This is a genomic window from Terriglobia bacterium (assembly GCA_020073085.1).
GTDB lineage: Bacteria > Acidobacteriota > Terriglobia > JAIQFV01 > JAIQFV01 > JAIQFV01.
Window position 1 is genome coordinate 26,120 of sequence record JAIQFV010000025.1, and the last position, 12,635, is coordinate 38,754.

A 12,635-nucleotide genomic window follows, 5' to 3' on the forward strand; every position below is an offset into this window, starting at 1 on the left:
TCTGCCTGCTGAAACATCGGCTTGGACTCATGAGCACGACATGCCGGACATGACAAGGACAGAACCTCTTCGATCATGCATCCTTTTTACTTTGGTCCACAGGACATGCCGCTCTTCGGCATCTACCATCCTCCGCTGACCCGAGCGGACCGCGAGACGGGCGTTGTTCTTTGCAACACCTTTGGGAGTGAGTACATCTATTCCCATCGTGCGCTCCGGCAGTTGGCCGTCCGACTGTCCCGGGTCGGATTCCATGTCCTCCGTTTTGATTATTATGGTACTGGAGATTCAGGCGGTGAAAGTGATGAGGTGGATCTGGAGCAATGGAAAAAAGACATCACAATCGCCATCAGTGAACTCAAGGAAAGGGCGGGGCTCTCTAAGGTTTCTCTGATCGGCCTGCGGTTAGGCGCCGCCTTGGGGCTGCTTGTAAGCCGGGAGCGGAACGATGTGGAGAGCGTGCTCCTCTGGGAACCCGTCATTGAAGGGAAAGGATACATCAAAGAATTAATGAACCAGCACCAGGGCTGGCTGAAGGAACAGCTGTTTTCTGAATTGAAAGGTCCCGCCCCGAAGAAAGGGGTCATTGAGATTGTCGGTTTCCCTCTGACGGACCGAATGAAGCAGAGCATCGAATCCATTGACTTGTTATCGCAGGACAGGTGTCCGGTTCAACATGTCTTGATTGTTCGGAGTTCGAGAGAAAAAGATGATCAATCGTTGCTCAGCAGATTAGGGGGGTTGGGCGTTTCGACCGTCTATAAGGAGATCGTCGCGTCGAGCCAGTGGCTTGAACGAGAAGGTCTGGGCCAGGTCGTGGTTCCGACCGAAGCGTTGGAAGCCATGGGCCAGTGGATGGCGGAGATCCACCCATGAAAGAAAGTACCGTTCTCTTTGGAGACCGCAAGAGCCTCGTTGGAATCATAACCGAGCCCGGTCTCGTCGAAGGTCCGACAAACCCGACAGCAGTTCTTCTGCTCAATGCCGGCCTGGTTCATCGAGTGGGTCCCGCCCGCCTTTATACCCGAATGGCGCGGAGCCTGGCGGAGGCCGGATTTACGGTCTTGCGCTTTGATTTTTCCGGGATAGGAGACAGCGAGGTTCGGAAAGATCAGTTGTCATCTGAGGAGAGTGCGATCCATGAAGCGCGGGAAGCCATGGACTTAATGAATACGACCCGGAAAGTCAGCAAATTCGTCCTGGCCGGAATCTGTTCAGGAGCACACAATTCCCTTCCCATCGCGCTGGCAGATCCCCGGGTTGCGGGCACGCTTCTGATTGAGAGTTACGGCTACAGCACAACGGGATATATTGTGACGACCTACGTCCGGAGGTTGTTTCGATGGCGGATGTGGTGGAAGCTGCTGACGGGTCAATTGCGCCCATGGAATTGGTTGCAGTCCACGGTCAGCGCAGTTTCATCAAGGGTCAGCCAGCGGCTCAATGAGGAGAATCCAGCCTGGCAGCCACCTCCCACAGAAAAAATAATCTCGGACCTGCGTACCCTGGGGCAGCGGGGCGTCCGGCTTTGCTTCATCTATGACAGCTTAGGACCCTCTTATTATTACTACCGGTCCACCCTGCGACGCGACGTCGAGGCCTCCTGCGATCCGACGAAGATTCAGGTGGTGGCAATCGTGGGAACCGATCATACGTTTACCCCCCTGTTTCAACAGGAGAGGCTGATCAAAACTGTGTGCGAGTGGGCTCAAGAGAATTTCGGTGCAGGGAACGGAGTCCCGCGCCGCGGGGTTGACGCGCAGGAATCGGTCCTCCCCCCTTAATCGAGGACAGACCAGGGGGCGCCCCCAGTCCATCGTTAATTAACCCGGGACGTAAAAGGCTCTGGCACTCGTGCAAAAACCCCGGTGAGCGTTTTTCTCACAAGGGTTTTTGCGCAAATGCGGACAAGGGCCCCCGGCGCACAAACGCGCCGGGGCTACCAAAGCGTCGCAGGCCCAGGGTCCTTGCCCACAAGACAATTCATCGCAAAGTTGCAATCCAGACGGCGCGTTCCGCTATTTCTTCTGCTTCAACTCCTCTTGCAAGACTTCGACTGCTTTCTTCAACTGCGCATCCATCCCTGCCAGAAAATCGGCCGGGGTGTTGTCGACATAGACATCCGGCGGAACGCCGTAGTTTTCGAGGTTCGTTCCGTTGACGTTCCACAGGCCGGAGCCGGGCGTGCGGATGGCGGAGCCGTCCATCAGGGTGTAGGAGCCGGTGCCGATGACCGCGCCGTACGTGGTCACGCCAACCACCTTGCCGAGTTTCAAAGTGCGGACCCCATCCGGGAAGACCTCGGCATCCGACGTCGAGCGTTCGTTCTGCATGACCACCAGCGGGCCGAAGAAGGCGCGCAGCGGCCGCGTAATCTGGATGGAATCGCGCACGCGGGTGTATTGATACTGTTTCTGCTGCAAAATCTCCAGCAATTCCTGGTCAATTCCGCCACCCGGATTGAAGCGCTGATCGACGATCAGGGCTTTTTTGAAGTGCAACTCCGCCAGATCGCGCTCGAATTTCTGCAGGGACGGCTGGTTCATCTGCCGGATGTGCAGGTAGCCAATCTCGCCATTGGACCATTTGTCGACCATGGCACGGCGGTCGGCCACCCATTTGTCGTACTGCAGGGTGCCATAGGCCCCGGCGTTGACCGGATCGACCTTGGCCTTCCAGGCCCCCTCCATGGCGGGCTTGGAGTTGACGGTGAATTCAAATTTTCGTCCGGCGGCGGCGTTGTAGTACTGGAAGTAGTTGTCGCCCGCCTTCAAGGGATGGTCGTTAATCGCGAGGATGAAGTCCCCTTCCTTGATCTTCACGTAATCGTGGTCAGCCGGCCCTTTCTTGTAAATCAAGGACACCCTGTAAAATCCGCTGGGATCGGAGGTCAGCTCGAATCCTGGATAGCGCGTCTGGACTTCGGCGCGACCGCCCGGTCCCGCGGCCCCGGCGCCGATCCCGGTGTGCGAGGCGTTGAGTTCTCCGATCATCTGGCTGACGATGTTGTGCATTTCCTCCTGGTCGGCGGTGTAGGCGATCAGCGGTTCATACGTCTGCCTCATCTTGTTCCAATCGACGCCGTGCATCTGGGGATCGTAAAATCGGAATTTCATGACGCGCCAGCTCTCGTTGAACACCTGCTCGCGTTCGGCCCGATGATCGACTTCGACCTTCGCGGTGAAATTCAGCCGGCGAGACGTTCGTCCACCCCCGGGTCCCGATGGCCCGGCGCCCGCAGCACCCGGACCGGCCATCGTTCCCGCTTCCCCGCCACCACCTCCCACTCCGATGGAATAGATGCCGCGCGCCTGGCGGTAAAACAGGGTCCGGCTATCTTTCGAGAATTGGAGGGAAGAAATGCCCCCAAAGCCCCCAAAGACGCCACCGCCCTCTTCTTCACCCGACGGGCCCGCCTGGGTGATCTTCGTCAACCGTTCCCCGTCCTCCTGGATGGTGTAAATCGCCTGGCTGGGACGTCCGTCCACGGTCCCAACGGCTACAAACGCGTAGGTCTTGCTGTCAGGAGAGACGACGACAGTCGTGATGTTGTCCGACAGGCGAGTGAGCTGATGGGCGCGACGGGCGATGCCTTCCCATTCGATCTTGACATCTACCTTGCCCCTCGCTCCCTCGGGGCCGCCTCCGCCCGTCTCGCCACCGGGGGCACGGCGCATGCCTGCGGGTCGGGCTGCCGCTTCGGCCGCGGCCGCCGCTTCCTCGTCATCGATGCCGCGGTCGAAGGTGTTTTTCTCCTCGGGAGTCAGCGCCACGCTGAAGATCTGGGTCCGGGATTCCCCGGCGCCCCCGATATTGCCGCTGTCCATCCCCGACAAATAGACCATCTTCTTTCCGTCGGGCGTCCACACCGCATTGGCATCACTGTAAGTGGTCTCGTCGGTAATGCGATGTTCCGCTCCCCCTTCGGAAGAAATGACGACGACGTGGGGCAACAACGTATCCAGGACCTTGGTATACGAGATCCACTTCCCGTCGGGAGAGAACTGGGGATTCCCGATGGCTCCTCCTCCGAACCCGACCACCGGGCTCGACGCCAACACATCGGTCTTCGCGGTGTCGAGGGTGTATTTGTAAAGCTTGTGGTCGGTGGCGGTGTAGATTAATGATTTCGAGTCCGGCGCCCACTGGATCTGAAGCTTCTGGGAGTCGCTGGTGGACACCTGCTTCCAGTCCTTCTCGGCGGCGCGGGGGGTGCACATCCACACCTCATCGCGGCCGGATTTGTCGCTGACGAAGGCGATCCACTTGCCGTCGGGAGACCATTGCGGGGCGGTCTCGCGCGAGAAACTCTCGGTGATGCGCGTGACGTCGCCGCGATCGGTGGCGATGGAAAACAACTCGCCGTGGGCGGAGATGACGGCGCGCTTGGTGGACGGAGAGAGATCAAAACTGTCGGCCTCGCTGTTGAGGGTGAGGGTCTCGATATTGTTCTCCTTGTCGTCCGAATTGAGATTCAATTTGATTTCCGAAGTCTTTCCAGTGGCGGTGTCCAGTTTCCAGATGCCAAAGTTGTCTTCATAGACGATGACTTTTCCGTCGCTCGAAATCGAAGGCCAGAAAAGGGAGCCGTCCCGGTGATGGGTGACCTGGACGGGCTTGCCGCCGTTCTCGGAGACTTTCCAGATGTTGTTGACGCTCTTGAGGGCCTCTTTGGAACCGGCTTTGGCGACCACATCGCGGTCGGAGACAAAATAGATCTCGCCGTTGTTGCCGTACATCGGCCAGAAGTTGTTGGGCTTCTCGTTGTCGGGCGTCGTGTCATCGAGGATTCGCTTGAAGGTCTTCTTCTGGACATCCATGATCCAGAGATCGGCGGAGTAGCTGCCGCGGTAATGTTTCCGCCACCACACCATGGGATGGCGGTTGAAAGCGAACTTCGATCCGTCGGGAGAGAAACTGCCCCAGTAACCCCAGTCGGTGTCGAGGCGGGTTTCCAGGCCCCCGGTCACCGGCACTTCCCACAGGCTGACGGTTCCGGGATAAACGATCTTCTCACCGCCACGCACCGAATTGAAAATCACTCGCCGGCTGTCGCGCGTCCATCCGACCACGATGTCGGCGGCCGTGTTGAAGGTGAGCTGTTTGGCCTCACCTCCTTCGGCCGGGATGACAAAGACATCGTAGTTTCCATAGCGATCGGAGGAGAAGGCGATCCACTTGCCGTCCGGAGAGAAGCGCGGATAGACGTCGCGCGCCTTGTGCACGGTGAGGCGGACGGGATTCGAGCCCGTTTCATCGGCCACCCAGATGTCTCCCAGGTAGCTGAACGCGATTTTTCCATTGTGAAAGTCCGGATGGCGGGCCAGCTTCACTTCTTTGGCCAGGATGAAAGAAGTCATGGCACACAGGCAAATCGCCACGAGAGTGATTTTGCGAATCATGAGGCGTCTCCTTCAGAGGGTATCGTTTATTGATAAAGTTTGGATAGAACGAGTGGTCTCGAGCAGAGAACCCAACGGATAATCTGAGATCAATGGGAAGGACGTTGGAAGGCATGGATCGGTTACGAGGGGATAAATCCCGGGTTTCTAGAAGCCCGGTGAACCGGGCTAGGGGATTCAGGGGCGAGCGTCCCCGCCGGTAAACCGGCGGGCTGTACGTATGCAGGCCCGGTGAACCGGGCCGGCCCAAGCCCGCGGTTCTCCACAATCAGGTGAACCATGCGGGACGGGCTCGCACGAGAATCAAACCGAGGGATCCGGACGGGGCCAACTTTTGGTGCCTCTCTTCCAAACTGAAACGGGCCGAATCAAGCCCGCGGTTCTCCACAACCAGGTGAACCATACGGGACAGGCTCGCACGAGAATCAAAACGAGGGATCCGGACGGGGCCAACTTTTGGTGCCTCTCTTCCAAACTGAAACGGGCCGAATCAAGCCCGCGGTTCTCCACAATCAGGTGAACCATGCGGGACGGGCTCGCACGAGAATCAAACCAAGGGATCCGGACGGGGCCAACTTTTGGTGCCTCTCTTCCGAACTGAAACGGGCCGGCCCATTGCTCTGTACAATCATACCCAGACATTCGGGGGGGTGGCCCCTTTTGATGCCATCACAACCGATCCAACCGGAAGGACACTCCAGTCCTTTTTTATCCGAACGGTGATTGCTGCATCTCACGCGCTCGCCCCTGCCACGTCCGATCCGGCCAAGGCGATCTTGTGCGCACAGGATTCGGCAGACCCAGAGATCTGTCGGAAACGCGAACTTTCTTGAAAACAAATAGTGGCTATGCCACAATTCTAAACGAGGTTATGGTATTGACAGACCCCCCAGAGACCCCCATTGTGAATTGCGCATAAAGGGACCTCTCGATGCTCGTTTCACTGACGTGGAATACCCCAGAACATTGGGCACGCCGACCGCGAATGGGCTCGACGTTTGGCGCCGCCCAGTTCACGGGTCTGGATTGAGCCAACGAGTCTCTGCCGGCCCGGTTCACCGGGCCTGATTACGTACAGCCCGCCGGTTTACCGGCGGGAGACCAGGCCCCCCAATCCCCCCGAATGAACCGCTAACCCCGGCCCGGTTCACCGGGCCTGATTGCGTACAGCCCGCCGGTTTACCGGCGGGAGACCAGGCCCCCCATTCCCCCCGAATAAGACGTTCATCCCAGCCCCGTTCACGGGGCTTGAATCCTCCCCCGCCGCGCTTGAGCGCAAACCGACCCAAAGGAGACGCCATGGCCTCTCATGCATTTTCTGAAATCTATCTTCACATTACCTGGCACACCAAAGACAATGCACCTGTCATTACCAAACTCATTGAGGAACCGCTTTATCAATATCTCCAGTCGCGGGCGACCGAAACCCAATCCGTTGAGGTTCATTCAATCGGCGGAATTGAAGACCATGTCCATCTGGTTGTCCGCGTCCCTCCGACCCTTCTGATCAGCGAGTGGATCGGTCAATTGAAGGGCGCGAGTTCACATGAGATAAACAAGCGGGTAAAGCGTTCGTTGTTGCATTGGCAGGAGGGATACGGTGTGGTCAGTTTCGGCAAGCCGGCGTTGATGAAAGTGGTGAGCTATGTTCAAAATCAGCGGGAGCACCATGGGAGGGGAACCCTCTGTCCGGCCCTGGAGCGCGTCGACGAGGAGGAATAGTTTGTGTTGCATCTCGCCCGTCAACGGGCGATGGAGCGGACCCAAGCCCGGTGAACCGGGCTGGAATTTTCCTTTGCCTTCTTCCCCGCCGGTAAACCGGCGGGCTGTACGTATTCAGGCCCGGTGAACCGGGCCGGCTCGAATCGTCGGTTCACACATCCCCGTGAACCGGGTCGGCAGAAACTCGTTGGCTCAATCCAGAGCCGTGAACCGGGCCGGACCGAATCGTCGGTTCACACATCCCCGTGAACCGGGCCGGCAGAAACTCGTTGGCTCAATCCAGACCCGTGAACCGGGCCGGCTCGAATCGTCGGTTCACACATCCCCGTGAACCGGGTCGGCAGAAACTCGTTGGCTCAATCCAGAGATCCCCGTGAACCGGGTCGGCAGAAACTCGTTGGCTCAATCCAGACCCGTGAACCGGGCCGTCTCGAATCGTCGGTTCACGACATCCCCGTGAACCGGGTCGGCAGAAACTCGTTGGCTCAATCCAGACCCGTGAACCGGGCCGGCTCGAATCGTCGGTTCACGACATCCCCGCGCACCGGGCCGGCAGAAACTCGTTGGCTCAATCCAGACCCGTGAACCGGGCCGGCTCAAATCGTCGGTTCACGACATCCCCACACACCGGGCCGGCAGAAACTCGTTGGCTCAATCCAGACCCGTGAACCGGGCCGGACCGAATCGCCGATTCAGCCGAAGCCGGGGAACCGCATGGCAGACGAGGGCGTCCACCTCACGACCCTCACACATGTGCGATCTTCGGGTTCAGGGCCGCCATCAGGCGGACGATCATGTCGAAACGATTGGTGGGCGGATAGAAGTGAATGCCCGCGGCCATGCCTTTGATCTCTTCAATAATCTGGGACGAGATCTTGATCCCTTCCTCGATGGCCTGTTCTTCCGGCACATTCCGCATGCGTTCACGAATCCAATCCGGGATGGAGATGCCCGGGACCTCATTGTGCATGAACTCGGTATGGCGCGAAGACCGGAGGGGCATCAGACCGAGTAGTACCGGGACTTTCAAGGGCTCGACCCGCTTCAAAAACTTCTCCGCCAGGGCGGGATCAAAGACCGGCTGCGTCTGCACAAAATCGGCGCCCGCCTCCAGCTTCTCCTCGAGCCGCGCCATCTCCTTGTTGAGGTCGCTCGCCGCGGGCGAAGCGGCGGTCCCGATTTGAAACTGAGTGGTCGTGCCGATGTTTTGACCGGCGAAATCAAACCCATTGTTCAAGCCCTTGACAATCCGCACGAGGCCGGTGGAATTGACTTCAAACACCGCGGTGCCCTTAGGGTAATCCCCGATCGTAATCGGATCCCCCGTCAACGCCAGCACTGCGCGGATGCCCAGCGCGGCGGCTCCAAGCAAATCAGACTGAATGCCAATCACGTTGCGGTCGCGACAGGTCAGCTGCCAGATGGCCTCAATCCCCACTTCGCGCTGAAGGATATGGGCCATCGCCACGGAACTCATGCGCACACGGGCCATGGGATTGTCGGTGATGTTCACGGCGTCTACGCCGGCGTCCTTGAGCTGCCGCGCCCCCTGAACCATCTTGGAATAGTCGAGCCCCTTGGGAGGATTGATCTCGCACGTCGCCAGAATCTTCGAGCCGATCTTGTCGAGCAACCGGGGGGCCTCGAGCACCTCGCCGACCACCTGCGAAGACGGTTCCTCCACGGCTTCCACTTCGACATGCACCGAGACGGCGCGACGACGATGCGGCTTGGGCGACTGTCCATGGACCGCCTGGGCCATCGCGCTGATGTGCTCGGGCGTCGTGCCGCAACAGCCCCCGATGATATTGGCGCCGCAGTTGACAAAGGCCTTGGCGTATTCCTCCAGATATTCCGGCGAGGAAAGGAACACCGTCCGGCCGTTGATGATCTGGGGATGTCCGGCGTTGGGCTGGACCGAGATCTTCAGGTCCGAACGAGAGGCGAACTCATTGATCAGGTCAAAGGTTTCCTGTGGGCCGAGGGTGCAATTGACCCCGACCACATCGGCGTCGGCAGCGGCGAGGGCTTCCAGGGAACGCCGAATGTCATCCCCGAACTTCGATTTGCCGTCCTCCCAGAAGGTCATCTGGGCAACGATCGGAAGGTCACACACCGCCTTGGCCGCGCGCACCGCTTCCAGCGCCTCCAGCAGCGAGGGGTGTGTTTCGATAAGAATGAGATGGACCCCCGACTCTGCCAGAATCTGGATCTGTTCCTTGTAAACCTGGCCCAGGTCGTCGATGGTCAGATTGCCGTAAGGCTTGACCAGTGCGCCCAGCGGGCCGACCGAACCCGCCACAAACACCTTGTCTTTGGCCGCCTCCAACGCCACTCGGACCGCCGACTGGTTGATCTCGAGAAGACGGTCCTCCAAGCCCAGTTCCCTCAGCTTCAAACGGTTGGAAGTGAAGGTGTTGGTCTCAATGATCTGTGCACCGGCGTCAATGTATTGTTGATGGACCCACCGGATCAGGTCCGGATTGGTCAGGTTCTGCTCATCACGCTCGTTCAGGGCGACCCCGCGGGAATACAGGAAGGTCCCCAGCGCGCCATCGCAAAGCAAGACTTCTTTCTGCAATCTTTCAAGAAACTCCCGTCGCTTGACCATGCGCTCTCCTCCGGAGAGAAACTCCAAATCCCAAAATTCAAATTCCAAATTTTATCATCAAAAAAAATCGCCGGAACGCACATCTTTCCATGGACGGCCCTTCTGCCCGCCGCGGCGGATCGAGGAGGCCGGCGCATTTCGATGGCTTCGGCCTGAGACCATCTTGTGAATCTTGTTCATCCCTGTGGGGCTATGATTTTAACGACGGGGCCATGGACCGGTACCACTCCACCGTGTGACGAAGGCCGGTTTCAAAATCGAATTTGGGCTCGTATCCCAAGCACGACCGCGCCTTGGAAATATCGGCTTGCGAATGCTTGATGTCGCCGCTGCGTGGCGCCTCATAGCGTGCCGCCACCTTCCCCGAGAAAATTCGATTCAGAATCTCCAGGGTCTCATTCAATGAATACCGGCATCCGACCGCGACATTGATAACCTCCCCGATGCCCTTGGAGGTTTCGGCCGCCAGGAGATTGGCGTGGACGACGTTTTGCACATAAGTAAAGTCGCGGGATTGCTCTCCGTCGCCGTAAATAACGGGCTGTTCGTTGCTGAGCATCGTCGTGATGAACTTCGCCAGCACCCCGGAATACTCCGAGGTCGGATCCTGGCGCGGCCCAAACACGTTGAAATATCGCAACGTGATCGTCTCCAGCCCGTAGAGTTTCGTGAACTGCTGGGCATATAACTCCGCCACCCATTTCATAATGCCGTAAGGGGAGATCGGATGGGGAGGCATACTTTCGGCCTTCGGCAAGGTCGGCGTATCGCCATAGACGGATGAGGATCCGGCATAGATCACCCTTCGAACTTTGGCGTCGCGCGCGGCGACCAGGACCGACAGGGTCCCGGTAATGTTGGCCTGATTCGACCGCTGAGGATCCAAAATGGATTTCTGCACCGAAGGGATCGCCGCCTCATGAAACACGACATCGACCCCGGAAAAAACCTCCCGCATCCGCCCCGTATCACAAATGTCGTCATTCACGAATTCAACCTTTGCGGAGACTGGATCCAGGTTCTCCAAATGTCCCGTGGAGAGATTATCCACGACGCGGACTCGATCGCCACGCAGGACCAACGCCTCGACGAGGTTCGATCCGATAAATCCTGCCCCACCCGTCACACAGAACGTCGCCATAAGAGAACCTCAGTTGAATTTCAAATCACGAGATCCTGACTCTCAATTGCGCGGATACCAATTCTCTAACAATCGAACGTTTTCCACAACCCCGAATCGTTGCCCTACTAAATTTCCAAATAACTTTACCCTGTGCTAACATCACCGGGGTGGGACCTGTCAATAGGGAGGCCGGATGAGCACGGACTCCACCATCAAACAAAAACAATTCCTGGACTGGTTGCGGCTTGTGGCGCTGGAATCTCGCAATGGCGTCCTACAGGTCCAATCGAACGAAGAAACATGGCGTTTCTACTGCCTCAACGGTGACATACGCGCCGCCACTGTCACCCCCACGACCACCCTGGATTCTGGCCGCGCTGACCCTGGTGCTTTTTTCCTCAAAACCCTGATCGCTCTGGCCGTCGACGGTGTGCCCCAGTGTTCCTTTGCCGAAGTCCGGGAGAAGCCCCCGCCACAGGCCCTGGTAGCACGAGTTCCCATCGAAACGGTGCTTTCGGAATTGGCGCGGACCGCCCTGGCGCCCGAAGCCATCCGCGCCCAATTGAAGGCCTCGGGGTCCCGTTTCATTGCCCTGAAGTCGACCGGTCTGGAAAACAGGGCGGGGGTCCTTTCACGCGATGAGGTGTTTCTCCTCTCCCGCTTCGACAGTCCCCTGTCGGTGGAAGAAGTTCTCTCTGTTTCCCCGTTCGAAGAACTTCAAAGCGTGCGGCATATCTACGTGCTATACCTCCTCGGCCTGGTCGACGCCTATGACCCCAGGGCCGCGGCCGCAGGCACGACGGGGCGCAGTCTCCCCGGCTTCGATCCCACGCCAGTAGCCGCCCCCGCCATGCCTCCCAGCAGGGATGAGGCGACCGACTGGTTGTCGTTGAAACGTGAGATTGAGGAGCTCAGTTCGGCGATTTCGGGAGGGGATTTCTATGATCTCTTGGGCGTCACTCGAAAGTCCTCTCCAGAAGAAATCAAGGCAAGGTACTACAAGCTGGCAAAACGTTTTCACCCCGATCGGTATAAGGCCCGGGCGCCTGAATCCCTGCACAGTCAACTTGTCGATCTCTTCCGCCAACTCACGACCGCATACCAGGCCCTTTCGGATCCGACCCAACGCGCGGAATACGACCGCCGCCAGGCGTCTCAGTCGTTCAAGAAAGACGCCCCCACCCCTAGTTCGCCCCTTATTTCTGAGACGGAGCGGGCCGAAAGGAGTTTTGCCGAAGGCAAACAGCTATTCGAAAAAGGGGATTGCGTCAGAGCCCTGCCTTATTTCCGGGATGCTGCCAACCTCGAACCCTCCAACGGGCAGTATCTGTCTTTCCTGGCCCGCACCCTTTCAAAGGTTCCCCAATATCGTAGGGAGGCAGAAGACCATTTTCTTAAAGCCATTGACCTCGAACCCGAAAATCCCTCCCACTTCCTTGACCTGGGGAACTTTTATAAAGAGATCAACCTCCCCTCACGTGCCCGGCGAGCTTTCGAGCAGGCCCTGGAGCGGGACCCTTCCAGTGAGATCGCCAAAGAAGAATTGAAGAGCACCACGGGAAAACCAAAGATCCAAAAGTCGTTCGGCAAGCAATTGAAGAAGATGTTCTCGAAGAAGTGAAAAAGGCAGTTCGCAGTTCTCAGTTCGCAGTTGCCAGAAAAACAGTTGCCAGTTTTCAGTTGTCAGTTGTCAGAAAAAGCATTCGACCTCGGCATAGAGACAAGTAAGCGAGTTAGGTTGCTTGCATTCACCATTGTAGACCCGAACCTTGCACTC

Annotated in this window: 7 protein-coding genes; 4 read left to right on the forward strand and 3 right to left on the reverse strand. The window is 58.1% G+C overall.

Annotation, left to right across the window (positions count from 1 at the left end):
* Positions 1 to 75: 75 nt before the first annotated feature.
* Complete coding sequence (locus LAO21_19035; protein MBZ5554818.1) at positions 76 to 876, forward strand: alpha/beta hydrolase; 801 nt, start codon at positions 76 to 78, stop codon at positions 874 to 876.
* Positions 873 to 1,784 (forward strand): alpha/beta hydrolase, encoded by a 912-nt coding sequence (locus LAO21_19040; protein MBZ5554819.1) that lies wholly within the window; start codon positions 873 to 875, stop codon positions 1,782 to 1,784. The genes LAO21_19035 and LAO21_19040 overlap by 4 nt, the downstream gene beginning before the upstream one ends.
* A gap of 234 nt (positions 1,785 to 2,018) precedes the next feature.
* Here LAO21_19040 and LAO21_19045 read toward each other — a convergent pair whose 3' ends face one another.
* Positions 2,019 to 5,402, reverse strand: a complete 3,384-nt coding sequence (locus LAO21_19045; protein MBZ5554820.1) for a biopolymer transporter Tol — start codon at positions 5,400 to 5,402, stop codon at positions 2,019 to 2,021.
* Between the two features lie 1,299 nt (positions 5,403 to 6,701).
* Here LAO21_19045 and tnpA point away from each other — a divergent pair.
* A complete protein-coding gene (tnpA, locus tag LAO21_19050; GenBank protein ID MBZ5554821.1) occupies positions 6,702 to 7,124 on the forward strand; it encodes an IS200/IS605 family transposase in 423 nt (140 codons plus the stop codon).
* Between the two features lie 745 nt (positions 7,125 to 7,869).
* Here the strand turns inward: tnpA and LAO21_19055 are convergent.
* Both LAO21_19055 and LAO21_19060 read right to left on the reverse strand, forming a co-directional pair.
* Entirely contained in the window at positions 7,870 to 9,735 is a 1,866-nt protein-coding gene (locus tag LAO21_19055) for a bifunctional homocysteine S-methyltransferase/methylenetetrahydrofolate reductase (protein ID MBZ5554822.1), read from the reverse strand.
* Between the two features lie 190 nt (positions 9,736 to 9,925).
* Complete coding sequence (locus LAO21_19060) at positions 9,926 to 10,876, reverse strand: SDR family oxidoreductase (GenBank protein ID MBZ5554823.1); 951 nt, start codon at positions 10,874 to 10,876, stop codon at positions 9,926 to 9,928.
* Positions 10,877 to 11,051: 175 nt separating this feature from the next.
* Between LAO21_19060 and LAO21_19065 the strand changes: the two genes are divergently transcribed.
* Complete coding sequence (locus LAO21_19065; GenBank protein ID MBZ5554824.1) at positions 11,052 to 12,479, forward strand: DnaJ domain-containing protein; 1,428 nt, start codon at positions 11,052 to 11,054, stop codon at positions 12,477 to 12,479.
* Positions 12,480 to 12,635: the final 156 nt, after the last annotated feature.

Coding starts and splice junctions, on each gene's coding strand:
- LAO21_19035 (MBZ5554818.1), top strand. CDS start 76: ATGCATCCTTTTTACTTTGGTCCACAGGACATGCCGCTCTTCGGCATC.
- LAO21_19040 (MBZ5554819.1), top strand. CDS start 873: ATGAAAGAAAGTACCGTTCTCTTTGGAGACCGCAAGAGCCTCGTTGGA.
- LAO21_19045 (MBZ5554820.1), bottom strand. CDS start 5,402: ATGATTCGCAAAATCACTCTCGTGGCGATTTGCCTGTGTGCCATGACT.
- tnpA (MBZ5554821.1), top strand. CDS start 6,702: ATGGCCTCTCATGCATTTTCTGAAATCTATCTTCACATTACCTGGCAC.
- LAO21_19055 (MBZ5554822.1), bottom strand. CDS start 9,735: ATGGTCAAGCGACGGGAGTTTCTTGAAAGATTGCAGAAAGAAGTCTTG.
- LAO21_19060 (MBZ5554823.1), bottom strand. CDS start 10,876: ATGGCGACGTTCTGTGTGACGGGTGGGGCAGGATTTATCGGATCGAAC.
- LAO21_19065 (MBZ5554824.1), top strand. CDS start 11,052: ATGAGCACGGACTCCACCATCAAACAAAAACAATTCCTGGACTGGTTG.